The organism is Rhodococcus sp. NPDC059969, assembly GCF_042738325.1.
Lineage (GTDB): Bacteria > Actinomycetota > Actinomycetes > Mycobacteriales > Mycobacteriaceae > Rhodococcus_F.
Window position 1 is genome coordinate 17,826 of sequence record NZ_JBHWUF010000002.1, and the last position, 23,729, is coordinate 41,554.

Genomic DNA, 23,729 nt, shown 5'->3' on the forward strand with positions numbered 1-23,729 from the left:
ACTTGCCTGTCGTGGTCGACATAGATTGCATCCACCATCCAGAGTGGCTGAGAGACCTGGCTCGATGATGCCGCAGCAACCCGCTACCTAACCGCAGTGTGGGTGCTACCGCCAGGACCGATGGAGGACGCATGACTGTTTTTGCCGTGGGTATCGAATTGGACGGCGAGGGTACTCACCCCGCTGCCTGGCGCCGAAGCTCGCACCGCCCGGACCAGCTGCTCACGGGTAAGACCGTGCGCGATCGCGTCTCGGCTGCCGAGAATGCGGGCTTCACGTTCGCGACGTTCGACGATTCCATCCTTCCTCCGAGCGGTGACGTAGTCGGTCGTATCGACGCTGTCTCGAGGGCGGCGTACGTGGCGGCGACGACCAGCACGATCGGGCTGGTCCCCGTCGTCGGGACCACGTACGCCGAACCATTCCATACCTCTTCGCAATTGGCGACGCTCGACTACTCCTCCCGCGGGCGCGGCGGCTGGCTTGCCGTTCCGGTCGAGGACGACGCTGCGGCGAGGGCGTGGGGGAGAGCTCCGGTGGCAACGGAGTCGGCGCGTCAGCAGGAGCAGCGGGATTCGGTCACCGTCGTGACTGATCTCTGGGACTCGTGGGAGGACGACGCCGTCGTCCGTGACTATCTCAGTGGACGGTTCCTCGAGCGTGATCGTTTGCATTACGTCAATTTCGAGGGCGACACGTTCTCGGTGAAGGGGCCGGCCATCGTTCCGCGGCCGCCGCAAGGCCAGTTGGTGGTCTTCGGCCGCTACGGCGCCATCGAACCACACCAGGCGGATGTTGTTCTCGTGTCCGGTGATTCGGTGGAGGCCATCGCACAGTCGGCTGCCAAGGCGCGCGATGAGGGCGCGTCATTGGTGGTCGCCGAGGTCGATGTGGCTTTCGATACGCCGAATCTGTCTGCGGCGCAGCGGCTGACTGAGCTGAACTCGCACGGGAAAGCCGTCGACAGTGGTCGACTGCTCCTGGCTGCAGATCCGGGGGAGGCGGCCGCAGTTCTGAAAGAGTTGGCCGGGCACCTCGACGGTGTTCATTTCCACGCTCTCGTGATCGACGAGGACCTCCCTGTGCTGGCCAAGTTCGTGCTTCCGGGGTTGTCCAAGGCCGGGTTGACGCGGCGCCCCGTTCCGGGCTCGACGCTGAGGGGCAACCTCGGGCTGCAGCGGCCCGCAAATCGATTCGCCCACTCTTCCTGACTTGACTTCGTGCTAAGGATATTTCGGCTATGACTGCATCACGCTCCGCCGTGCCTCGACCCGACGCTCACGTTCACTTCGGCGTCTTCTTCCAAGGGGTCAACCACACCACCATCTGGTCCGATTCCGCCAGTGGATCCCAGATCGACTTCGAGACTTTTCGGCGATTGGTACTCACCGCCGAGCGAGGTCTGTTCGACGCATTCTTCCTCGGCGAGGGCCTGCGGCTTCGTGAACAGAACGGCAAGATTCTCGATCTGGATATCGCCGGCCGCCCGGATGCAATAGCGCAGTTGGCCGCACTCGCCGGTATCACCGACAAGATCGGGTTGGTCGCGACGCAGAACACCACGTACAACGAACCGGCCGACCTTGCACGTCGGCTCTCCGGCCTCGATCTACTTTCCGACGGACGAGCCGGCTGGAATGCGGTGACCACCGACAACGCGTGGACGGGAGAAAACTTCCGTCGCGGTGGTTTCCTCGACCACGCCCTACGCTACGAGCGTGCCGGGCAGTTCATCGAAACTGCGCGGGCACTGTGGGATTCGTGGACCGACGACGCGATCTCGGTCTCTCGGACGTCCGAGAACTGGTCGAATCCGGGAGCCGTCGGCGAGGTGCACAGGCAGACTTCGCAGTTCGACATCTCCGTGACGCCGACGCTTCCCCGAAGCCGCCAGGGGCATCCGGTCATCTTCCAAGCGGGTGATTCGCCGAGTGGACGCGATTTCGCGGCGACGCATGCCGACGTCATCTTCTCGCGACACGGGACACATTTCGACGGCGCTCTCGACTTCGCCGAGGACATTCGGGCTCGGTTGAGTAAAGCCGGGCGACCCGAAGACGACGTCAAGATCTTGCCGAGCACGCAGATCGTGTTGGCGGAGAACGAGTCCGAGGTGGAGGAGAAGGCTCGGTGGGTCCTCGAAGGTCAGTTCACCGGCCAAACCGCACTCTCTCTCGTCGGTCTGGTGTGGGGTAAGGATCTTTCCGATCGAGACCCGGACGGTCCACTCCCCGAAGAAGATCCGGTTGCTCGCCCGGTCTCGGAGACGCGCGGTTCAGCGCGGGACGGTAACGACCCCATTGCAATTGCGCGTGAATGGCGCGCTCTCGCGGAGGCAAAGAATCTGTCCCTGCGTCAGGTCGCCATCGAAACCTCGCAGCGTTCGGGTTTTGCGGGCACTCCCGGGCAGGTCGCCGACCAGTTGGTGCATTGGGTGCGCAACGGAGCCTCGGACGGCTTCAACATCTCGCCGTACCTGGTGCCGACCGGACTCGACGAGATCGTCGACTGGTTGATCCCGGAACTGCAGGAGCGTGGGGCGTACCGCACCGAGTACTCCACGTCGACGCTGCGGGAGCACCTTGGGCTGCGACCGGCGCTCACGCGTCGGGCTTCTCACGAAGCTGCGGGGTAACGGGTCCTGTCCCACACAGTCACAGCGGCGGCCGAATCCACCAAGCTCGATTCGGCCGTGCGCTGGGAGATCGTCGTCTGCGTAGCGGCGGGTTTCACCACCCTTCTCGATTCAGCGGTGCTCGGAATCGGGGTCCCGTCCATCCGGGCGTCGCTGGGCGCGTCGACCTCCGAGGTGCAGTGGATCCTCGCGAGCTATTCGCTGACTTTCGGCTTGGCCCTGGTGCCGGCGGGCCGACTCGGTGACGTCGTCGGGCGTCGACGCTTGTTCTTGGTCGGGCTCAGCATTTTCGCGGTGATGGGAATCCTCGGAGCGTGTGCGTCGGACCCGTCGATGATCGTTTTGGCTCGGCTGGGACAGGGGATCGGTGCAGGCACCATCAGTTCGCAAGTGCTCGGCATCATCACCGACCGGGTGTCCGGAAAGGCACGGGCGAAGGCGCTGGGCGCGTACAGCACCGCGGGTGGTCTGGCCGGCGTTTCCGGACCGATCCTCGGTGGTGTTCTGCTGAAGTATTCCGATCCTGACTTCGGGTGGCGGCTGCTCCTGATCCTCAACGTGCCGTTTGCCGTGGTCACGCTGCTTCTGGCGTTTCGCTTTCTGCGCCGTGATCGAACCACCCGATCCGGCGCGTCGATAGATCCGGTGGGGTTGTGCCTGCTGGCGGCTACGACCGGGCTCCTGTTGTGGCCCATCGTGACCCGAACGAGTGTCACGGTGGCCGCGGCTTTCCTGATCGGTGCTTTCGGCGCTGCTGTCGCCTTCTGGTTCTGGGAACGTCGGTATGCCGTCCGCGGAGGTACGCCCGTGCTACTTCCGTCGTTGATCGCCTCTCGGGGATTTCGACTCGGTACGACGGTTGCGCTTTTCTGGTTCGGATCCATCCTCGCCGTCAACGCGGTACTCAGCCTCTATCTGATCGAAGGTTTGGGCTTCGCGCCGCTGAGTGCGGCGTTGATCATGACCGGCAGTTCGCTCGCGATGGCACTGACGTCGGCCTTCGGGTGGCGGTTGGTTGCCAGGTTCGGCCGAGGTGCGGTCGTTGTTGCGATAGTCGGGGAGATTCTTGTCATCCTCGGCTACATCGCGGCGGTCAATCTGATTCCTCGGGAGTGTCTGATCCCGGTGCTGGTAGTCCTGGCCGTGTTGTCGGGAGTTGCCAGTGGCTTCGTCGACGCACCCAATCGGGTGTTGACTCTCGAATACGCGCCGGCGGGCGCGAACGGAGTTGCAGCGGGCTTCCTTCAACTCTCGCAGCGGTTGTCGGCGACCATCTCTCTGGCAGCGGTATCGGGGTTGTATCTCGGTGTCCTCGGGTCGTCGACCGACGGATACGGACGTGCGCTCGGAATCGCGCTGGCCGTCTGCGTCGTCATGTTGATGCTCTCGTTGGCGGGAGCGGTGGCAGACAGCCGTCGGAGAAAGACGTGAACTGGCATTTTGTGGGTCTCCTCGGTCCTTCGGAGGCAGAGCCCGTGTGACTCGTGGGACTTGTGTTACCCATGGGTTAGGAGTCGTGGGACGATACTTGTGTGGTGACCGGTCGCAGCGAAGACAAGCCCAACGGTCGCGGGAGTGGAGAGCCAGTTAACTCACCCCGCGGATCGTCGGACAAACGTGACCGCACATCGACGCCCTTTCGCGCTCGAACGGCGATGTGGACGAATCGGCCACTGTTCGATTTTCACATGATCGTCGGTCTGGTCGTGCTGATCGTCGCGTTCGGACTACTGATGGTGCTCTCGTCTTCGGGCGTCGAGTCCTACGTTCTGTCCGGGACGTCGTACGCCAGATTCTGGCCGCAGTGCATGTTCGCAGCGATCGGTCTCGTGATGTTCGTGGCGGTCGTGCGCTTACCGACCGAAACGATGCGCAGAGCTTCGCCGTGGCTGCTGATCCTGTGTCTTGTTCTGCTTGTCCTGGTGCTGATTCCAGGTATCGGTTCCGAACAGATGGGTGCTCGCAGCTGGTTCGTGATCGCGGGCATTTCCTTCCAGCCTTCGGAGCTGGCCAAACTTGCTCTGGCGATCTGGTCGGCTGCGACAGTTGCGTCGTTCATGAACGCACGGATGGATGTCAACCGCGCATTGCCGGTGATCGGCGGTACGACGCTGCTCGTTCTGGTCCTGGTGGTGTTGGAGAAGGACCTCGGAACCACCATCACGATCGGCATCATCTTCATGTCGGTGCTGTGGTTCGGACTGTTCCGGATGAAGACGTTCATCAGCCTCACACTCGGTTCTGCCGTCGCGTTTCTCGTGCTCGGGCTTACTGCTGGTTACCGATCGGATCGCATCAAGGCATTCCTGAATCCCGACCTCGACCCGCAGGGGTTGAACTTCCAGAGCACTCAGGCCAAGTACGCATTGGCCAACGGCGGCATTTTCGGTCGCGGTCTAGGACAGTCCGACGCCAAATGGAGCTACCTCCCGCAGGCACACAACGACTTCATTTTTGCCGTGATCGGTGAAGAGTTGGGTTTGGTCGGCGCCCTGATTGTCGTAGCTCTCTTTGCGGCGGTACTGATCGTAGGATTGCGGATCGCCAAGCGGTCCACCGATCCGTTCCTCAAAGTCATGACGGCTACGGCAACGACGTTGATCGTCGTCCAGGCGTTCATCAACATCGCTTACGTGGTTGGCCTGATTCCGGTGACCGGTCTGCAATTGCCGCTCATCTCGGCGGGCGGAACGTCGATGATCACCACCCTGCTGATGTTCGGGCTGATCGCTCATGCAGCCTTCCGTGAACCGGAGGCGGTCGCCTCGTCCGAGAGCAGCGGTCGCGGCTGGATCCCGCTGGTCTTCGGCAAGCCTCGGTTCGGCATTGCCAAGAAACCACAGCCTGATCGACGTAGGCCGCCCGCTCGCCGCGCCCAACCTGCTCCAACTGGGCAACGCAGACCGGAACGACGCGCGCCGCAACCTGACAGGCGCCGGGCTCCAGCCCCGGGCCGACGCGCACCGTCGCGTGACTGGTCGGAAGATCCACGCAGACGCGGCCGCTCCGATCGGCCCCGGCGCGCTTCCTGATCTGGGCCAGTTCCACTGGCGGGCAATTCGGAAGCGGGCAGTCATCCACCCGACAATTGCGGTGGGCGACTACATTGGGAGTCGGCAAAACGACGTCTAATAAGGGTTGTGGACATGGCAGGTGGCGACAAGGCAGACCAGTCGGTGGTCGAACGTAGCTCGGTGACCGGACGTCGTACGACGCCGTCGCAGCGAGCGCGTTTTCGCCGGATTGTCGACGCCGCAATGGAATCCGCTTCCGAAGGCGGCTACGACGCGGTGCAGATGCGATCGGTCGCCGATCGCGCCGGCGTCGCGATCGGCACTGTTTACCGGTATTTCCCGTCCAAGAACCACATGCTCGTTGTCGCATTGTTGTGGATGTTCGAGGGTTTGCGTGACAGATTCCAGGACTTTGTAATCCCGGGTGAGACTCCGTCGGACCGGATTCTGTTTGTGCTGCGCAAGAATACGGAGGTCCTCGAGACCGATCACCTCCGCTACGAAGCGTTGGTTCGGGCGTACATGTTCGCGGACGCGTCGGCGACTCCGGAACTCAATGCGCTCGGTGGGGTCGTGACCGAGATGTTCGCGAAGGCGATCGGCGTCGAGGAAGTCTCGCAACAGCAGATGGACGCGGTGAAGGTCATCGACGACGTCTGGATGTCGAGTCTCGTCTCGTGGGTTGCCGGCCGGATGACGACGGACGAAGTGATGGCGCATCTCGAACTTGCAGTGCGCCTGGTCTTTCGCAAGTTGGGCGGATAGTCCTCACACGGTGTAGCCGCCGTCGACGTTGAGCTTCTGGCCGCTGATGAATCCGGCGGCATCGCTTGCGAGAAAACATACGGCTTCAGCGATGTCGGTTGCCGATCCGAAGCGCTTCAACGGGATTCGGCTCATGGTCACGTCGAGTGCGCTCTGATCGAGTTCGGCCGAGTTGATCAGCCGCTCGGCCATTCCGTCGGTCAACATGCCGGGGCCCACGGAGTTGAACCGGACGCCGTAGCGCCCTTCTTCTGCGGCGAATCCGCGAACAAGTTGTTCGACAGCCCCTTTGGTACCTGCGGAGAGTCCGTCGCGCACCGGAAAACGATCCGTTGCCGCGGTCGTCACTGCTACCACCGAACCTGAAGATGCACGCAGCGAAGGCAGAGCGGTGTGAACGAGGGTGAAGAACGCTGCGGCTTCCTGGTTCAGTTGTTCGGTGAAGAACGCCGGCGTCACGCGTGAGAGGTGCGTCATCGGGACGTGCGGTCCGGCAGCGTGGACCAGCGTTGTCAACCTGCCCAGATCACTGACCGCATCGCTCACGGCGGCGCTGATCGACAACTCGTCCGTGAGGTCGAGAGGGTACGAGTGGGCGCGCACTCCATGCGTTCGAATCTGCTCGCTCAGTTGCTCGGCGGCGTCCTTGTTGTTTCGGTAGGTGAAGGCGACGTCGTGTCCGCGTTCGGCGAGAGTCAAGGCGATCGCCGACCCGATTCCGCCGGTTCCGCCGCTGACAAAAGCGGTGCGTGCTGCGCTCACAGTGCCTCCAGTGGTATGCCGATGCCAACCTAGCAAATGCTTGGTTGGGATGCCGTTCGGAATATATCACTGCGCGAAGGACAGGCTCAGATTGCTATCGCAACCGGACTGATCGCCCTAATCTGGTGCCATGTCCGGAGACAGTGTGCAGTTGACCGATGGGGCGCCGGAAGGGGAACCAGAATCCCATGCCTCGGAACCTCACGCATCGAGTTTGAACAATCGCCTGAACTGGCTGCGTGCCGGTGTTCTGGGCGCAAACGACGGAATCGTCTCGACCGCAGGCCTCGTGGTCGGTGTTGCGGCAGCAACAACCGAGCGTTCCGCGATCTTCACGGCTGGTTTTGCAGGTCTGGTCGCCGGCGCTGTATCGATGGCGTTGGGCGAGTACGTCTCGGTCAGCGCCCAGCGGGATACTGAACGCGCGCTCCTGCAGAAGGAGAAGAAGGAACTCCTCGAGACCCCGGAGGCTGAACTCCAGGAACTGACCGAGATCTACGAGAACAAGGGATTGAGTCCGGAGACGGCTCGACGCGTCGCCGAAGAATTGACCGAGCACGACGCGTTCGCGGCACACGTAGAAGTCGAATTGGGTATCGATCCAGAAGATCTCACCAATCCGTGGCATGCGGCGATTTCGTCGGCAATCTCGTTCACGATCGGCGCGGCGATCCCGCTGGTCGCAATTCTGGTGCCGCCGACGGGTATCCGCGTCCCTATCGCATTTTTCGCGGTGCTGATCGCACTTGCGCTTACCGGAACGATCAGCGCGACGCTCGGCGGAGCCCGCAAGACCAGAGCGGTGCTGCGCGTGGCGATCGGCGGCGCGCTCGCGATGGCAGTGACGTACGGGGTAGGTCAGTTGGTAGGCACGGGCCTCGCCTGACCCTTGCTGTGCGCCTTTATTAACCCCCGCGGTTAATAAAGGCGCACAGCAATTCAGGCACGACAGATCATGACCGGTCCTGGCGCATGGTGCAGCAGATTCTGGCTGGTCGATCCCATCACGGCGCCGGCCATCGCACTGCGGCCGTGACTTCCGACAACTATCAACTGCGCGTCGTCGGCGTATTTGAGCATGACCGGGGCAGCGGCACCGGGTTCACTGATGCGGGTGACCGGCACGTCGGGGTACTGGTCGGCCATGCCCGCGAGATTCTCTGCCAGCAGTGCCGATTCCTCCTGTTCGACGGCCTCCCAGTCGATCAGAATTCCCGCTCCGCCTTCGCGGAAGGTGGACGAACCCTGCCAGGTGTGAACTGCGATGAGCGGTGCGTCGAACTGATCGGCATAACGAAACGCGTACTCGACGGCCTTCTTGCTCAACGCGCTTCCGTCGACTCCGACGATGACGGGACGCTGATCCGGACCGGGATTCTGTGCCGAACCACGCCACACGGTGACCGGACAGATTGCATGATTGGCCACCTTCAGTGCGGTCGACCCGAGCAGCCGTGAGCGCAGTGCGCCCGATCCGGTCGACCCCATCACGATCAGGCGTGCGGTACCCGAGGATTCGAGGATGTGCGTCGACGCCGGCCCTGGCGCGATCTCGGATTCGATGGTCAGTTCCGGGAATTCGGCCGAAATCACTGCGGCGGCGGCCTCGACTATCGCTTCGCCGTCTTCGCGGATCTGGCTGAGGAACTGCGACTGCAACATCACTGCAGCGGGACTGTAGATCGGACCCTCTTGCGGCAGGGCGTGCGCCAGAATCAGTCGTGAATTCACCGCGTTGGCGATCGAGGCGGCCCACCGGGCCGCGGCCGTGGAGGCCTCGGATCCGTCGATGCCGGCGACGACATCCTGGTGTCCTGCAAGTGTGTTCATGTCTACTCCCTCTGAAATGATCGAGATCGGTCGACTGGTTACAGCGAAGTCACCAGAGTGACGACGCCGACTTCACGGCTTCCTTCCACGTCTTGCGCAGCAGGGTTGATTGCCCGTCGGCGATTTCCAATTCCCGCCGATAGGCCATGCCCAATCCAAAGCTGGTCAATGACGTGTGTTCCTGCTCTGCGGCAATTTCGAGCAGATGATGTTGGGCGACAACGGAATCCTGATGCTCACCGAGAACGTCCTGGAAGTGGCTGAAATGCTTCAAGGCGCGCTTGGCTCGACTCTTCGACACGGGTTCCATGACCTCGATCGCGTACTTCATCCGCTTGGCTCCCTTACGGGCGCGGTGCATGCGCTCGTCACGATCGGTGCGGGTATCGGCGTCGAAGACGTGGTCGACTCTTTTACCCACCTTGTGTGCCAGGTGGCGCAGGGTATGTGCCAATTCTCGTGCCGACGCCTTCTTTCCCACGCGGTGTGCGACTGTGTCGAACTCGAGGTCGCCGACGTACTCGTCGAGACGATCGAGCAGCGTGGTGTATCGCTCGGAATTGAGCGCCTCGAGGGCTGTTTCCTGGGCGGTTTCACCGCGTGCCGAGAAGAACTCGTCGATTCGAGCTCGCACAGCTTCTCGTTCGGGCATCTCGTCGATTTCGCCGAGGCGTTCCACAAGACGCTCCCACTGGACCTCGACGTCGCGGGCGTCGCCGAACTTTCCACCGATCCATCGCAGATCCGTGATGAGATCGTCGGTCTTGGGGGAGTGGCCGGCATACGACTGGAGAGCGCTTCGGATGCGACGTGCTGCGACCCGGAAATCGTGAACGGCTTCGTCGTCGGCCCGACGCGTCCCCAGATCCGCTGCGACCAGTGCGCGCTGTTGTTCGATGAGGTAATTGCGCAACAGAATCCGCGGATTCGATGCTTTGCCCGTGGTGACCTCGTGGCCGACGTACGGCGTGACCGAAGTGCCCAGTGCTCGTTTGAGTTTGGACGGACTCGCAGAACGCTCGAGTCCGGCGTCCAGTAGAACCGACTCGATGGCGTCGGCGAGGTCTTGTCCGCCTGCACCTTGTTCGACCTCGACTTCTTGCCACGTCGACTCTCCGGAACCGTCTGCCTTGCAGGCGATGACGGTGTCGGAGACGACTTCGGCAAGCAGCACACCGTTTTCGCCGTTGAGCCTGGTGCGCTCCCGATCGGTGATGATCAGGGCGACCGGCACCAGATCGTGACCGCGGATGATCGCCCGGATCAGACTCGACAGCGGCGAGGGCACATCGGTGCTCTCGTCCGGTGGGAGCTGAATTTCGGTTCGAGTGTCCTGGCCTGCGGGAAGTTTCATGTGCCATCCCGCGTCATCGCCGCCTTCACGCTTGCGCAGCGTGATCTTCTCGGCGAGCAACCGGTAGTCGGCGGTGTCGAAGTAGGTGGCAGAGAGCTGTATCGAGTCGTGGACCGGTTCGCCGACAACACCGGGAAGCCCGCCCAGTGCGGGAACTTCCTGTTCGGCAGGCGCCTCGTACTTACGCTCGATCTCCCGTACGGCTTCGGGTACGTCAGCGGTCTTGCTCATCTGGTCTCCTCTTGCGGTGCGGTCTGCGCTTCCATCCTCCCGGTATCGGTGGCGCAGTGGAAGGGTCCGGGGTTCCTACGGCGAGTCGCCATGGGCTGATTCGTCCGGCCAGGACAGGGTCCGCCTACTTTCGAACCGTTGCAGGCGGCCGGTAGTCGGATCCTCGAACTCGAGAACCTTCGACAGCAGGCGCAGCGGATTCGAATAATCCTCTGCGGCAACGTCGTAGAAGTCGGGATAGAAGTTGTCGCCGTGGATCGGTAGCCCGAGCGAGGTCATGTGCAGGCGAAGTTGATGAGTCTTGCCGGTATGGGGGAGCAATCGGTACCGTGCGAAGCCGTCCCGCGTCTCGATCAGTTCGATTCGCGACTCGCTGTTGGGCTCGCCCTCGATCTCCTCGGCCTTGAGTACCCCGCGTTCTTTCACGATGCGACTGCGCACGACAACGGGGGTGTTCACCTGAGCGTCGTAACGCGCGATGGCCTCGTACTCCTTGGTGACGCGGCGCTCGGCGAACATGGTCTGGTAGTCGCGCCGGGCCGCCTGATGCACGGTGAACAGCAGCAGACCCGCCGTAACGCGGTCGAGGCGATGAGCTGGACTCAGCTCCGGTAGATCGAGGTCCCGACGCAAGCGGACCAACGCAGATTCGGCTATGTATCGGCCGCGCGGGGTGCTCGCGAGAAAGTGCGGCTTGTCCACGACAAGGATGTTCTCGTCCCGATAGAGGATGTCGATCTCGAACGGCACCCGCGTTTCGACGGGAGGGTCGCGATACAGGTAGACGAACCGCCGGGGAGCGTAAGCGCTCGTCTCGGTGATTCCGACGCCCTTCTCGTCGACGACCTCCCCGGCTGCGACTTTCTCCCGCAGGCGGACGGCATCCTGGGGAAACCGTTCGAGCAGGTAGTCGAGCGTCGTCGCCCACATGCCGTCGTCGGGCTGACGGATGCGACTGGGGTTCAGGCCGTCGCGGACGGGAAGGGGTGATCGTGACACATCTTCAAAGCTAGCCGTCCGGTCGGCATTCAGACCTATTGACGACATATGGGACGGAAGTTACTATCCGGTAAGTTCGTGACACCGGTCACTGTCGTGGGGGCAGGGCTGGGTCATCACAACAGAAAATTGGGGTTTTCGTGAGGACACGACTTCTACGTCGAAGGTCGACAACGATTGCGGTGGGGCTGTGCGTCGTGGGATTGACGGTGCCGAGCGCCGTCGCATCTGCGGATCCGACGGGAGGCTCGGACGGGCAGGCCTGGCTCGCGGCAACGGAGGCGACGCCGCAGTATCCGGGGGTCTCCATCGAGTGGGACGTGCCGATCACGATGAGCGACGGCACAGTTCTGCAAGCGAATGTGTATCGACCGGCGGATGCCTCCGGACGGGCCGTGGAATCGAAGACGCCTTCGGTCCTCAACATCACGCCGTACACGAAACTGCTGGACACGCTGGTGGATTCAGCTCTCTCGATCCCGCAGGTCGGTGAGACGTTGATGGACGTGGCGAACTCGCTCGACCTTGCGGCGCCGTTCGACGGAGTGTCGGAGTTGACGGGCGTCATCGCCGGCGGAGGTGCCAGGGTGCTCGGCGTCAACCGTGATCTGGTCCAGAACGGATATACACAGGTTGTGGTCGACGCACGTGGAACCGGCTTCTCCCAAGGTAATTGGGACGTGCTCGGCAAGCGTGAGCAACAGGATTCGGTCGAGGTCATCGACTGGATGAGCAAGCAGGGGTGGTCCGACGGGAAAGTGGGGATGGCGGGCATCTCCTACTCCGCGATCAACTCGGTGCAGGCGGCGAGCAACAATCCACCTGCACTGAAGGCGATCTTCCCGGTCGAACCGGGCAACGATCTGCTGCGTGACATCGTCGGAACCGGTGGCGGCCTCGGAGTCGGGTTCATGCCGTTGTGGTTGACCGCCGTCAACGGGCTCAAACTCGTCCCGAACGTTCAGGACATCCTGCAAGGAAACTTCGATCCCCTGTGGTTGGCGAGCCGCCTCGAGGATACTGGAACGCTGATTCCCGAACTGGTGCAAGCGATGACGGCTCAGAGAATCGAGGACGTGTCACCGTCGACTCTGCAAGTCGCGCAAGACGGTCAGTTCTATCAGGACCGGTCCGCAGACGTCGGAAACATCACTGTTCCGACGATGGTCTACGGCGGGTGGCACGACATTTTCGCCAACAGTGAGCCGCGGATCTACAACGGAATAGATCTGCCGCCCGGACAGAAGCAGTTGATCATGGGGAACGGCTATCACGTCACTCCCGGTGGTGGGTTCGGCAAGGACGGTGCGCCGCCGCGCCTCGACGTGCTCGAACGTGCGTGGTTCGACAAGTGGCTCAAGGGCATCGACAACGGAATCGATCGATACGGTCCGGTGACGATGTTCCAGCAAGGTGGCGGATGGATCACGGACGATCAGTTCCCGCGCGCAGGTGCGAGCTACGAACGTATGTATCTGAACTCCGCGCCCAGCGGTACTGCCGCTCACGCGGCGTACGACGGTTCCCTGACCGATGACCCGCCCAGTGCCGCAGCGCGATTGACAGTCGCACCCGGACTGCGAGGCTTCTGCTCCGGTGACGGAACCCAAGGCACTGCCGGTATTTCCGTGGTGCTCGGTGCGTCGTGTTCCAAGGATTCCCGATTCCAGGAAGCGGAGGGTCTCACGTTCACCGGTGAGGCAGTGACCGAGCCGACAACACTCTCGGGCCCGATCAACGTCCATCTCGAGACGGTCCTGGACGCGACGGACGGATTCTGGGCAGCGACGGTCAACGACGTAGCGCCGGACGGAACCTCGACGCCGATCACGAACGGCGCTCTGACTGCGTCGCTCCGGGCGGTCGACGATTCCAAGAGCACCCGCTCGGCCAACGGTGACTACAGTGAACCGCACCACTTTCTGACGATCGACACGCGTCAGCCGGTTGTTCCCGGTGAGGTCACCACCGTCGACATAAACATGCTCCCGACGGACGCAGTGCTGCAACCGGGGCACCGACTTCGCGTCGACGTCTACGCTGCCAGCGTGCCGCGTTACCTGGCCCTCGGGCCGATGCTCGCCGACAGTCAACTCGAGCCGCAGCACATCGAGTTGGCTGCAGACCGGCCGAGCTTCGTCAACGTCCCCTTCGTCGGGGGTCGCTGACCCGGACTGCGACGGCGGCGTGAGAACCTGCGGGTTCGCGGAGGTTCTGAGAAGATCGTCCGATGACAGAATCCCGACTCTCCGCCGCCGTCCATGATCGTCTGGACGAACTTCTGGACCCGGTGGACGAGCGGCTCGCGGCGCAGTACCCGGGAAACCGTGACGAGATCCAGCCAGTGCACACGATTTACGTCAGTGCCGCTGATGCAACCGTCGACACTCCTCGTCTCTGGGGTGAGCAGGCGATTGCGCTTCTCGATTCTCACGCGCATGTGTTCGCCGATCTCGACACCGAGAATGCACTCGCCGATGTGCGAGTTCAACTCGGCCGCAAGCCGGTCCAAGACTTTCGAATAGATTTCGAGGACGGATACGGACGCCGCAGCGACGAGGAAGAAGACGCTGCAGCGACGTCGGCCGGGCGGACACTTGCAGCGCTCAGCGCTGATCCTGCCGGGCCGAACTGGGGCGGCATCAGGTTCAAGGGGCTGCCGGCCAGTGAGCGTCGGCGCTCGATCAGGACGCTCGAGTTGGTGCTCGACGCGGCCGGCGGAGTGCCGGACGGATTTGTCTTCACCGTCCCCAAACTGCGCGCGGTGGAGCAGGTCACGGCGACGGTGTTGCTCTGTGAAGAACTGGAGAAGGCTCACGGACTCGAGCCGGGTTCGCTTCGGTTCGAGTTGCAGATCGAGAGCCCGCAGGCAGTCATCGCTGCCGACGGAACGGTGGCTGTTGCTCCGGCTATCCACCGCGGTGCCGGTCGTCTGACCGGTTTGCATTACGGCACTTACGATTACAGTGCGGCGTGCGGAATTGCATCGCGTCATCAGTCGCTCGAACATCCGGTGGCAGATCACGCAAAGGCTGTCATGTTGGCTGCTGCCGCGCAGACCGGCGTGTGGGTGTGCGACGGGTCCACTCAGGTCGCGCCAGTCGGGAGTGCCACGGCAATCCGCGACGCGATCACTCGGCACCATGGGCTCGTCACACGATCCCTGGAACGCGGTTACTACCAGGGCTGGGACATGCACCCCGGGCACCTGGTCACCCGCTGGCTCGCCACCTTCGGTTTCTACCGCAACGCGCTCGGTGCCGCCGCTCCGCGCATCGAGTCGTACCTGGGGCGCCAAGGTGGCGATGTGATGGACGAACCCGCAACGGCACAGGCTCTGGCGGCGGTGGTTCTGCGCGGGCTCGACGCGGGGGCCTATCCGGAATCCGAGGTTCTCCGGCTCGCGCCGAGCGCCGACACCGACGCACTCCGCCATCTCGTAGGACGCACCACACCGATCACAGGAGAACACTGACCGATGAGCACCACCGAATTCACCTTGCTGCCCGACCTGGCACTGCGCACCCTCGGCGGAGCCGTCATCTGGGCCAACGACGAGGCATTCGCCGAGCGTGAGGCCTTGATCCGGCCAGGCAAGGCCGGGTACCAGCCGGCGACGTTCGGGCACAAGGGGCAGGTGTACGACGGTTGGGAGACGCGTCGTCGCCGGGTGGCAGGTCATGACGAGGCGATCGTGCGACTCGGTGTTCCCGGAGTGGTGCGCGGTGTCGTCGTCGACACCGCGTGGTTCAAGGGCAACTACCCGCCCGAGATCTCGGTGGAGGCAATCTCCGTCGACGGCTATCCGGATCCCCTCGACCTCGCCGGCTCCGGCGAGTGGACAACCATCGTCGAGCGCTCGACCGTGCAGGGCGACTCGGAGAATCCGTTCTCGGTGGCGTCGGAGGAGCGGTGGACGCACGTCAAGCTGACCATCTACCCGGACGGCGGCGTGGCGAGATTCCGTGTTCACGGTGAAGCGCGGCCGGACCCACGTTTCCTCGACGCCGGGCCGTTGGACCTCGCAGCACTCGAAAACGGTGGCCGCGTGACAGATTGCTCCAACATGTTCTACAGCTCACCGCAGAACGTCCTGTTTCCCGGACGCGCTGCTTCGATGGGTGACGGGTGGGAGACCGCCAGGCGTCGCGATGACGGAAACGACTGGGTGCAAGTACAACTCGCGGGTGAAGGCGTGTTGAGCTTCGTCGAGATCGACACCTCGTATTTCCTCGGAAACAGTCCGGGTGAGGGTGCTTTGGCCGGCCGAACGACGGGAGGGGAGTGGATCGAACTGTTGCCGCGCACGACGCTGCGTCCGGATACGCGTCATCGCTTTCCGATCGAATCCGAAGCCCCGGTCACCGATGTCCGTCTGGACATCTTCCCGGATGGTGGCCTCGCGCGGCTGAGAGTCTTCGGCGTATTGACCGACGCTGCTCGCGCTGTGATTTCCGGGCGCTGACGGTAAAGTTGTTGACATGAGCGACTATCCGCGCGAGAACGATCCCCGGGACACCTATCCCCGGGACATGGTGGGATACGGGCCTCATCCGCCGCACCCGCACTGGCCCGGCGACGCGCGGATAGCCGTTCAGTTCGTCCTCAATTACGAAGAGGGAGCGGAGAACAACGTCCTGGACGGGGACGCGGCTTCGGAAACATTTCTGTCGGAAATGACTCCGGCAGAGGCGTTTCCGAACCGACACATGAGCATGGAATCGCTGTACGAGTACGGCTCCCGGGCCGGGTTGTGGCGTGTACTGCGGACCTTCGAGCGGCGAAACCTGCCTCTCACAGTCTTTGCGGTGGCGCGGGCGATGCAGCGTAACCCCGAAGCAGTCAGTGCTTTTCAGGAGTTAGGCCACGAGATCGCGTGCCACGGATTGCGTTGGAAGTCTTACCAATCCGTGGACATCGAACGCGAACGCGCAGACATGGCCGAGGCAGTGCAGATTCTGCGAGATCTGACGGGTTCGGCGCCTCTCGGTTGGTACACCGGACGCGATTCACCGAACACTCGTGAACTGGTGGTCGAGCACGGCGGCTTTGTCTACGACTCCGATTCTTACGCAGATGATCTGCCGTACTGGGTCGATGTGCCGCGTGGCGCAGAGTCGGTGAAGCACCTGGTCGTTCCGTACACGCTCGATACCAATGACATGCGATTCGCCTCTCCCGCAGGATTTCCCAGCGGCGATCAGTTCTTTGCGCACCTTCGTGACGCCTTTGACGTGCTGTATGCGGAGGGGACGGCCGGATCGCCGAAGATGCTCTCGGTCGGGTTGCACTGCCGCATAGTCGGCCGCCCCGCCCGTGCTGCCGCTCTCGAACGATTCCTGGACCACGTGCAGTCGCACGAGAAGGTCTGGATCGCGCGGCGCATCGACATCGCCGAGCACTGGAAGTCCGCGCACCCCGCTTAGGGATCACGGCCGGTCGACAAAAGACTTCATTCGAGCAGTTCGGGTACTTATTCGACCGGCGCGCATTCCGCCAGCGAATTCTAGGCCATTGACAACTGGCACGGTTGTGGATGACTCTTTGTAGATGGAGAAACACACAGCAGTCGAAGCGTCTTCAAAGTGAGCCGACCAGTGCCAACCAAGAAGCCGACCAAGAGCCGCGAATGGAAGTTGTCCCACAGTGCCCGCGCGGTGGTGACCGGCGCCGGCAGCGGAATCGGCCGTGCCTTTTCGTTGGAGTTGGCGCGCCGAGGCGGTGAGGTGATCTGCGCGGATATCTCGCTGGAGCGGGCCAAGGAAACTGTGGCACTCATCGACGAGATCGGTGGTACCGCACACGCCGTCCAATGCGATGTGTCGATTCGTGAGCAGGTTCAGGACCTGGCGTTGTTCGCGGAACTCGAACTTGCGGGACCGCTTTCGCTGGTGATCAACAATGCCGGGGTCGGTATCGGTGGGAAACCGGTGGGTGAGATCGGTTTCGAGGATTGGGAGTGGGCACTCGGGATCAATCTGTGGGGTGTCGTGCACGGCTGTGAGATATTCGCTCCACAACTGCGTGCGAGCGGCGCCGGGGGATTCATCAACGTGGCCTCGGCCGCTGGGTTTGCGGCTGTGCCGCTGATGGCGCCCTACAACGTCGGCAAAGCGGCCGTGATGTCGCTCTCGGAGACCTTGTCTGCTGAACTTGCCGGTACGGGAGTGCGGGTGACGGTGCTGTGTCCGACCTTCGTCAAGACAAATGTTGCTCGCGACGGTCGAATCACCGCGGAAGCAACACAATTGGCGCAGACGTTGATGCGGCGAACCGGCTTTTCGCCGGAGCGCATCGCCGTCACCACTCTCGACGCCTACGACAAGGGGCGACTCTACGTGGTGCCGCAGTTCGATGCGAAGGTGATCTGGCGACTCAAGCGGTATCTACCCGTTGCATACACGTGGGGCTGTGGAGTTCTCAATCGCTTTGCGCCGAAACAGAAGTCGGGATCATCTGGAGCCTCGGCGGTGCCGGATACGAACTCGCTGAGCACGAAAGGAGCGTGACATGTCCTTCGATTTCGACGGAATGCTGCAGAAGATCAAGGACCGACAATGGGCTCTGGTGGAGATCGACTGGGATGCTCCCGGTGCCGAGACGATCAGTCCAGAGCTTCACGCGAAGCTGAAACCGTTCATGTCGGACCTGATGTGGATCGAGAACGTCGGTGCCCGTGGCTTCGCTGCGATGGCTCTCAAGGCGCCGACTGAAACTCTCCGCGACATCTATCGGCATTTTCACGCCGAGGAACAGAAGCACGCCAACGCCGAACTCGCGCTGATGCGTAGGTGGGGAATGCTCGACGGCGACGAGATGCCCGAGCCCAACATCAACGTCAAGCTCGTCATCGACTGGCTGGACAAGCATTCCGACGGTTTGTCTCTCTCGATTCTCGGGACCGTCATACCGATGCTCGAGGTGGCGCTCGACGGAGCCCTGGTCAAATTCATCATGGACGAGATCGAGGATCCGGTCTGTCAGGCTGTGTTCAAGAAGATCAATGCAGACGAGTCCAGGCATCTGGCGGTCGATTTCGCGGTGATCGAGATGCTCGGGCACTCGACGACGCGCAAGCTCGTCGTCGAAACCGTCGGCGCCTGGATGAATCCGGCGTTGATCATCGGGACACTTCGATACATCCCGCTGTTGAACAAGATGCGCGACAACATCGTCGACATGGGAGTGAACGAGGAACGGCTCTACACCGCGATGAAGCGGTTCAGGAACGTAGGCGAACGGAGTCCGGCCGCGCTCCGCGTCCCGATGTATCGGGTGGTGAAGTGGCACGGAAACATGGTCATCAATCGCAACCATCCCTATCATCTGCTTGCCGATCGGATGGTCAAGGTCACTGGCCGACTTTCCGGCAGCAGGCTCAATTCCGAGCCGACCTGGGCCAAGGAACTTACGTACGAGCCACTCGCATGAGTACTGCCGAGCCACTGTCAGTGGCGATCATCGGTGGAGGTTTCGCAGGAATCGGAGCGGCGATTCGGTTGAAGCAGAACGGTATCGAGGACTTCGTCATTCTCGAACGGGGTATGGAAGTCGGCGGGACGTGGCGCGACAACACGTATCCGGGCGCTGCGTGCGACATTCCGTCCCGTCTGTACTCGTACAGTTTCGCCCCGAACCCCGACTGGTCGCACACCTACTCAGCGAGCGCGGAGATCCTCGGCTACATCCGAACGATGGTGAAAGAGTTCGGCCTCGATTCGAGAATTCGGTTTCGGTGCAACGTCACGGGCATCGTGTGGGACGAGCAGACCGGCGCCTGGACGATCGCGCTCGAGGGCCGTGAAGCGGTCGTTGCCCGGACAGTCGTCATGGCGTCGGGTCCGCTCGCGAACGTCAGCTTTCCTGCTGTTCCGGGTTTGGAGAGCTACGAAGGGCACAAGATTCACAGTGCTCGCTGGGACCATGACTACGACTTCACCGACAAGCGGGTCGCAGTGATCGGAACCGGGGCCAGTGGAGTCCAGATCGTCCCGGAACTCGTGAAAACTGCACGATCAGTGAAGGTTTTCCAACGAACCCCCGGATGGGCATTGCCGCGAGCAAATCTACGCACACGACCTCGCACGAAGGAGCTGTACCGTCGTCATCCGGTCGTCCAGACTCTGGCGCGTCGGGCTTGGTACTGGGGACACGAATCGGTAGCGCTCGGGGTGGTCTGGGAATCCCCGTTGACGAGGGTGGTGGAAACAGTCGGGCGTCTTCATCTGCGCATGCAGGTGAAGGACCCGTGGTTGCGGCGACAACTCACTCCCGATTTTCGGGCAGGGTGCAAGCGGTTGCTGATGACCAGTGAGTATTACCCGGCTCTCCAGCAGGACAATTGCACACTCGTGACCTGGCCGATCGCGAGATTGGCCCCACATGGCATTCGCACGGTCGAAGGGATCGAGCATCAATTCGACTGCATTGTGTTCGCCACCGGCTTCGACGTTTGCAAGACCGGAACACCGGTCCCGATCATCGGACGGGACGGACGTGTGCTCGCACAGGAGTGGAAATCCGGGGCGCACGCGTACAAGAGCATTGCGGTATCCGGTTACCCCAACCTGTATTTCACCTTCGGACCCAACTCTGGTCCGGGGCACAGCTCCGCCCTCGTGTACATGGAAGCGCAACTCGACTATCTCGCCCAAGCGATCAAGATCGTCCTCGAGCGCGACCTCAAGGCGCTCGACGTTCGTCAAGATGTCGAAGATGTGTACAACGTCGAGTTGCAGCGTCGGCTGTCGAAGACCACGTGGAACTCGGGATGTTCGAGTTGGTATCTCACCGACGAAGGTTTCAACGCCACGATGTTTCCCGGCTTCGCGACCCAGTACGTGAACCAATTGAAATCGGTGGATCTTCGGGACTACACGAGCACGGTGCGCGAGAAAGACACTGCGCGGACCTGATCCCGGGTTCTGATCGGCCTGGTGTTGCCACTAAGTTGGAATCGTGACGACCGACGCGGCAGAGGAGACGAGGCGGTGACCGAGTACCGCATCGACGATCTAGCGCGCGCTGCGGGCACTACCTCGCGGAACGTACGGGCATATCAGGAACGCGGATTGCTTCCTCCGCCGGAGAAGCGGGGGCGGGTAGGCATCTACGGCGACGCGCACCTCGAACGCCTCAAACTGATCGACACACTTCTTCAACGAGGTTTCACCACTGCGCATATCGACGACTTCATCACCGGGTGGGAAACCGGGAAAGATCTGACAGAGGTGCTGGGTCTGCAGCACGCGGTCACCGAACCATGGTCCCGCAGTGACACCGTGAGTATCGAGATGGCCGTCGTACGCGAATTTCTCGGGGGCGATGCGGATGGTCAACTGGATCGTCTCGTAGATCTCGGACTGGTGCAGATCGAAGGAGAGAACTGTGTTTTCACCGATCCTGCTTTGCTCAGCGGGTTTTCGAGTCTCCTCGAATACGGTTTTACTCTCGATCAACTTGTCGATGTGCATGAAAAGCTCCACAGCGCTGTGGACGGGATCGCCAAAGACCTGATTCAGGCGGCGAAGGACCGCATCGTCGATCAGCACGGGGTCGGTTGGCTTCCGGAGGGCGACGAGGTTGCCGGTACAGCCGAGATGCTCCAGACGATGCGTGAACTCGGTGTGGCGTCGGTACATTCGGCACTGGCCCGGGCGCTCGACGCGAACCTTCAGCGTGAACTCGGCGACTACCTCGCCGCTGCGATCGGCTCGCGGAGCGACGTCGACGAGTCGACTTAGCAGCTTCGATCACGTTCGGGATGCGCTGCCCCGTCGCGGTGCGCTCAGCTCTTGCGTGCCTCGATCAGGAATCGACTCGAGTACGCGACAAACGATCCGTCGCGACGGATCTGCGCGTCGAGTTCGCGGAGTCGGTCTCGGTACTGCGCTACGGTGAATCCCGGAACCATCCAGATCACTTTGCGTAAGAAGTAGACAACGGCGCCGATGTCGAAGAATTCCATGCGCAGACGCTCGAAACGAAGGTCGACGACAGTGAGCCCGGCCGCAATCGCGTCGGCAGTTTCATCCTCGTAGTGCCGTCCACGACGAGCCTGCGGCTGAGGACCGAGAAAGTACTCGACCAGTTCGAACACGCTGGCGTGACCCACATGTTGAGCGAAGTAGGTTCCCCCTGGTTCGAGTACCCGAGCGATTTCGATCCACCACACCGTCGCTGGGTGTCGGCTGGTCACCAAGTCGAAAGCCGAATCCGCAAACGGTAGCGGCGGCTCGTCTGCGTCCGCGACCACCACCACACCTCGGGGACGCAGAAGGGCGGTGGCCTTGGCGATGTTCGGTGGCCAGGATTCGGTTGCTGCCATCACCCGCGGGAGTGACGGTGCAGCGGCGAGGACTTCGCCGCCGCCGGTCTGGATGTCCAATGCGGCGCCGGCGCGGCCGAGGCGCTCACCCATCAGCCTCTGGTACCCCCACGACGGACGCTGCTCCGTGGCGCGTCCGTCGAGCCACGAGAAGTCCCACCCGTCGACGGAGGCGGATTCGGCTTCGGCGACGAGTTCGTCGAAACCTCGTGACATCCTCTGTGACTCGCCTTCAGGCGTTCCTACCGACATCACATCATCATCGTCGCGGAGAGTCGAAGGTGCCACTTGTTTACCGCTACTTCGGGGTGGCGCCGAGCATCGGTGCGAGTTGAGTGGCAATCGGGTTCAGGTTGAGCCTGTCCGGGTCCACCTTGGGCTTGCTGTCCCACGGTTGCGAGGTGTTCGGGTCGGCGAAGGCGATGCGGTTGGCACTACGAACTCCCGTTTCGCTGCCCTGAGGCGCCTGGCAGTTGGCGGCAGTGTTCAACGGGAAGTTCTGCGTGGTGTCGTCGAAGTTCGGGTCTTTGCGCTTCATCTCGTCGAGAATCGCCATGGTTCCTTCGTAGCCGACAGTGCACGAGAGTGGGTTGTTGGTCTCGAGTACCAAGCCCAGATGAACAGTCCCGTCTCCCGGCGCAACGGTGGGCGCCGCCCCGGCGAGCGCAGGGAGAAAGAGTAGGAATGGCTGCAGGGAAGGCAATGTCGGTGCAGCCGCAGCTGCAACGGCGGAGAGGTTGGAGAGGTTGGTGGTGAGTGCGGGGCCGGCTTCGGTGACGAGTGCGCCGACTTGGTCGCTGGCCGGTATGCCGTTGTCGATCACGCGTCGGATGTCGGGGTCGCTGGTGCGCAACTGCGCGGTCAGTGCGTCGAGGTCGGTGCTGAACTGCTTGATCGCCGACGATTGATCGGACTGGGTCGTGAGCACCGTCTGGCTGTCGCGGATCAGTCCGAGGGTCTGGGGAAGGGTATCGAGGCCCGACTGGGAAATCCCCGACAGCGAGTCGGCAAGTACCTGCAGATCTTCGCCTTTGCCGTTGAATGCCGCGCCGAGTTCCTTCGCGACAGTATGCAGTGCGTCGACGGGAACGGATTGCACCAGACCGTCGGCGCTGGTCAAGACGTTCTCGATCGGGATCGGCGTGGTGGTGTCGCCCACTGCGATCACCGAGCCGTCTTCGAGGAACGGACCCTGGTCGGTATCGGGCTGCAGGTCGACGTACTGCTCGCCGATGGCAGAGCGATTGGCCACGACGGCTCGCGCTGATGCGGGGATCTGGGGAGCACTGCTGTCGATCAACAGGTCGACTTCGATTCCCTCGGACGTGAGGGACATGTCGCCGACGCGTCCGACGGGTACACCGCGGTAGGTCACTTCGGCATTGGTGAAGATGCCGCCGGACGTCGCCAGTTCGGTCTTGACCGTGTACTGGCCGAATCCCAGAAGGTTGTCCAGCCGTACATATTTCGCACCGACGTAGATCAACCCGAGTAACGCAACGGCGACGAGAGCGACCAGCTGCCATTTGGCGAGCCTCGACATCACCATCGGAGATCGAGCCCGAACTGATGTGGTGTGCTCATGGTTCGACTCCCGAATGACAAGCCGGGTACGGCTGCTGTTGAGCGAATTGTGTTCACCCACGGACGTTCTGAGGTGAACCGGAAAGTTCCGACAATTCGTTGTTGGCGATAACTATAAACAAGTCGTCACAGATAGAAAGTCGGGCCGTATGTTTCCGCAGGTCGCTGAAAATCAAGTGGCACAGCTCACTTCACGTGTAGAGGTGTGATGCACAACCTTTCGCGCGC

Annotated in this window: 20 protein-coding genes and 1 riboswitch; of the genes, 14 read left to right on the forward strand and 6 right to left on the reverse strand. The window is 62.2% G+C overall.

What is annotated here, in order from left to right; genetic code table 11:
* Nucleotides 1–31: 31 nt before the first annotated feature.
* Nucleotides 32–127, forward strand: a riboswitch (SAM riboswitch).
* 4 nt (nucleotides 128–131) lie between these two features.
* The 5 genes from ACFWAD_RS09045 to ACFWAD_RS09065 all read left to right on the forward strand — a co-directional run bounded on the left by ACFWAD_RS09045 (nucleotide 132) and on the right by ACFWAD_RS09065 (nucleotide 6,414).
* Nucleotides 132–1,211 carry an LLM class flavin-dependent oxidoreductase gene (locus tag ACFWAD_RS09045; RefSeq protein WP_378532039.1) on the forward strand — a complete coding sequence of 360 codons (1,080 nt, stop codon included), beginning with the start codon at nucleotides 132–134 and terminating at the stop codon, nucleotides 1,209–1,211.
* A gap of 29 nt (nucleotides 1,212–1,240) precedes the next feature.
* On the forward strand, nucleotides 1,241–2,635 hold the full coding sequence (locus ACFWAD_RS09050; protein ID WP_378543003.1) for an NtaA/DmoA family FMN-dependent monooxygenase: 1,395 nt from the start codon (nucleotides 1,241–1,243) through the stop codon (nucleotides 2,633–2,635).
* Nucleotides 2,636–2,692: 57 nt separating this feature from the next.
* Nucleotides 2,693–4,066, forward strand: coding sequence for an MFS transporter (locus tag ACFWAD_RS09055; RefSeq protein WP_378543005.1), 1,374 nt, complete (start codon nucleotides 2,693–2,695; stop codon nucleotides 4,064–4,066).
* A 224-nt stretch (nucleotides 4,067–4,290) separates the two neighbouring features.
* Entirely contained in the window at nucleotides 4,291–5,667 is a 1,377-nt protein-coding gene (gene ftsW, locus ACFWAD_RS09060) for a putative lipid II flippase FtsW (RefSeq protein WP_378532757.1), read from the forward strand.
* A gap of 114 nt (nucleotides 5,668–5,781) precedes the next feature.
* Nucleotides 5,782–6,414 (forward strand): TetR family transcriptional regulator, encoded by a 633-nt coding sequence (locus ACFWAD_RS09065; protein ID WP_019745059.1) that lies wholly within the window; start codon nucleotides 5,782–5,784, stop codon nucleotides 6,412–6,414.
* Between the two features lie 3 nt (nucleotides 6,415–6,417).
* Here the strand turns inward: ACFWAD_RS09065 and ACFWAD_RS09070 are convergent, their stop codons facing one another.
* Nucleotides 6,418–7,176 (reverse strand): SDR family NAD(P)-dependent oxidoreductase, encoded by a 759-nt coding sequence (locus tag ACFWAD_RS09070; RefSeq protein WP_378543007.1) that lies wholly within the window; start codon nucleotides 7,174–7,176, stop codon nucleotides 6,418–6,420.
* A gap of 130 nt (nucleotides 7,177–7,306) precedes the next feature.
* Here ACFWAD_RS09070 and ACFWAD_RS09075 point away from each other — a divergent pair, with 130 nt between their 5' ends.
* Nucleotides 7,307–8,062, forward strand: a complete 756-nt coding sequence (locus ACFWAD_RS09075) for a VIT family protein (protein WP_378543009.1) — start codon at nucleotides 7,307–7,309, stop codon at nucleotides 8,060–8,062.
* A 53-nt stretch (nucleotides 8,063–8,115) separates the two neighbouring features.
* On the opposite strand, the gene ACFWAD_RS09080 is transcribed toward ACFWAD_RS09075, so the two are convergent.
* From ACFWAD_RS09080 to ACFWAD_RS09090, 3 genes are all read right to left on the reverse strand, one after another.
* Entirely contained in the window at nucleotides 8,116–9,006 is an 891-nt protein-coding gene (locus ACFWAD_RS09080; RefSeq protein WP_378532050.1) for a universal stress protein, read from the reverse strand.
* 49 nt (nucleotides 9,007–9,055) lie between these two features.
* Entirely contained in the window at nucleotides 9,056–10,591 is a 1,536-nt protein-coding gene (locus ACFWAD_RS09085; RefSeq protein WP_378543011.1) for a CYTH and CHAD domain-containing protein, read from the reverse strand.
* 75 nt (nucleotides 10,592–10,666) lie between these two features.
* Nucleotides 10,667–11,590, reverse strand: a complete 924-nt coding sequence (locus tag ACFWAD_RS09090; protein ID WP_378532054.1) for a pseudouridine synthase — start codon at nucleotides 11,588–11,590, stop codon at nucleotides 10,667–10,669.
* A 140-nt stretch (nucleotides 11,591–11,730) separates the two neighbouring features.
* On the opposite strand from ACFWAD_RS09090, the gene ACFWAD_RS09095 reads away from it, so the two are divergent.
* From ACFWAD_RS09095 to ACFWAD_RS09130, 8 genes are all read left to right on the forward strand, one after another.
* Nucleotides 11,731–13,758, forward strand: a complete 2,028-nt coding sequence (locus ACFWAD_RS09095) for a CocE/NonD family hydrolase (protein WP_378543013.1) — start codon at nucleotides 11,731–11,733, stop codon at nucleotides 13,756–13,758.
* Between the two features lie 62 nt (nucleotides 13,759–13,820).
* Nucleotides 13,821–15,065, forward strand: coding sequence for a DUF6986 family protein (locus tag ACFWAD_RS09100; protein ID WP_378543015.1), 1,245 nt, complete (start codon nucleotides 13,821–13,823; stop codon nucleotides 15,063–15,065).
* 3 nt (nucleotides 15,066–15,068) lie between these two features.
* Nucleotides 15,069–16,055, forward strand: a complete 987-nt coding sequence (gene alc, locus ACFWAD_RS09105) for an allantoicase (protein ID WP_378543017.1) — start codon at nucleotides 15,069–15,071, stop codon at nucleotides 16,053–16,055.
* Between the two features lie 16 nt (nucleotides 16,056–16,071).
* Nucleotides 16,072–17,016, forward strand: coding sequence for an allantoinase PuuE (gene puuE / locus ACFWAD_RS09110; RefSeq protein ID WP_378532062.1), 945 nt, complete (start codon nucleotides 16,072–16,074; stop codon nucleotides 17,014–17,016).
* Nucleotides 17,017–17,187: 171 nt separating this feature from the next.
* A complete protein-coding gene (locus ACFWAD_RS09115) occupies nucleotides 17,188–18,099 on the forward strand; it encodes an SDR family NAD(P)-dependent oxidoreductase (protein WP_378543829.1) in 912 nt (303 codons plus the stop codon).
* 1 nt (nucleotide 18,100) lies between these two features.
* Complete coding sequence (locus ACFWAD_RS09120; RefSeq protein WP_378532066.1) at nucleotides 18,101–19,021, forward strand: ferritin-like domain-containing protein; 921 nt, start codon at nucleotides 18,101–18,103, stop codon at nucleotides 19,019–19,021.
* Entirely contained in the window at nucleotides 19,018–20,505 is a 1,488-nt protein-coding gene (locus ACFWAD_RS09125; protein ID WP_378543019.1) for a flavin-containing monooxygenase, read from the forward strand. Before ACFWAD_RS09120 ends, ACFWAD_RS09125 begins: the two co-directional genes overlap by 4 nt.
* Before the next feature lie 75 nt (nucleotides 20,506–20,580).
* On the forward strand, nucleotides 20,581–21,333 hold the full coding sequence (locus ACFWAD_RS09130) for a MerR family transcriptional regulator (protein ID WP_378543021.1): 753 nt from the start codon (nucleotides 20,581–20,583) through the stop codon (nucleotides 21,331–21,333).
* A gap of 44 nt (nucleotides 21,334–21,377) precedes the next feature.
* On the opposite strand, the gene ACFWAD_RS09135 is transcribed toward ACFWAD_RS09130, so the two are convergent.
* Both ACFWAD_RS09135 and ACFWAD_RS09140 read right to left on the reverse strand, forming a co-directional pair.
* Complete coding sequence (locus tag ACFWAD_RS09135) at nucleotides 21,378–22,133, reverse strand: class I SAM-dependent methyltransferase (RefSeq protein WP_378543023.1); 756 nt, start codon at nucleotides 22,131–22,133, stop codon at nucleotides 21,378–21,380.
* An 82-nt stretch (nucleotides 22,134–22,215) separates the two neighbouring features.
* The gene (locus ACFWAD_RS09140; protein ID WP_378543025.1) at nucleotides 22,216–23,466 is read right to left on the reverse strand and encodes an MCE family protein; all 1,251 of its coding nucleotides are present in this window, start codon (nucleotides 23,464–23,466) and stop codon (nucleotides 22,216–22,218) included.
* Nucleotides 23,467–23,729: the final 263 nt, after the last annotated feature.

Coding starts and splice junctions, on each gene's coding strand:
- ACFWAD_RS09045 (WP_378532039.1), top strand. CDS start 132: ATGACTGTTTTTGCCGTGGGTATCGAATTGGACGGCGAGGGTACTCAC.
- ACFWAD_RS09050 (WP_378543003.1), top strand. CDS start 1,241: ATGACTGCATCACGCTCCGCCGTGCCTCGACCCGACGCTCACGTTCAC.
- ftsW (WP_378532757.1), top strand. CDS start 4,291: ATGTGGACGAATCGGCCACTGTTCGATTTTCACATGATCGTCGGTCTG.
- ACFWAD_RS09065 (WP_019745059.1), top strand. CDS start 5,782: ATGGCAGGTGGCGACAAGGCAGACCAGTCGGTGGTCGAACGTAGCTCG.
- ACFWAD_RS09075 (WP_378543009.1), top strand. CDS start 7,307: ATGTCCGGAGACAGTGTGCAGTTGACCGATGGGGCGCCGGAAGGGGAA.
- ACFWAD_RS09080 (WP_378532050.1), bottom strand. CDS start 9,006: ATGAACACACTTGCAGGACACCAGGATGTCGTCGCCGGCATCGACGGA.
- ACFWAD_RS09085 (WP_378543011.1), bottom strand. CDS start 10,591: ATGAGCAAGACCGCTGACGTACCCGAAGCCGTACGGGAGATCGAGCGT.
- ACFWAD_RS09100 (WP_378543015.1), top strand. CDS start 13,821: ATGACAGAATCCCGACTCTCCGCCGCCGTCCATGATCGTCTGGACGAA.
- alc (WP_378543017.1), top strand. CDS start 15,069: ATGAGCACCACCGAATTCACCTTGCTGCCCGACCTGGCACTGCGCACC.
- puuE (WP_378532062.1), top strand. CDS start 16,072: ATGAGCGACTATCCGCGCGAGAACGATCCCCGGGACACCTATCCCCGG.
- ACFWAD_RS09120 (WP_378532066.1), top strand. CDS start 18,101: ATGTCCTTCGATTTCGACGGAATGCTGCAGAAGATCAAGGACCGACAA.
- ACFWAD_RS09125 (WP_378543019.1), top strand. CDS start 19,018: ATGAGTACTGCCGAGCCACTGTCAGTGGCGATCATCGGTGGAGGTTTC.
- ACFWAD_RS09135 (WP_378543023.1), bottom strand. CDS start 22,133: ATGTCACGAGGTTTCGACGAACTCGTCGCCGAAGCCGAATCCGCCTCC.
- ACFWAD_RS09140 (WP_378543025.1), bottom strand. CDS start 23,466: ATGGTGATGTCGAGGCTCGCCAAATGGCAGCTGGTCGCTCTCGTCGCC.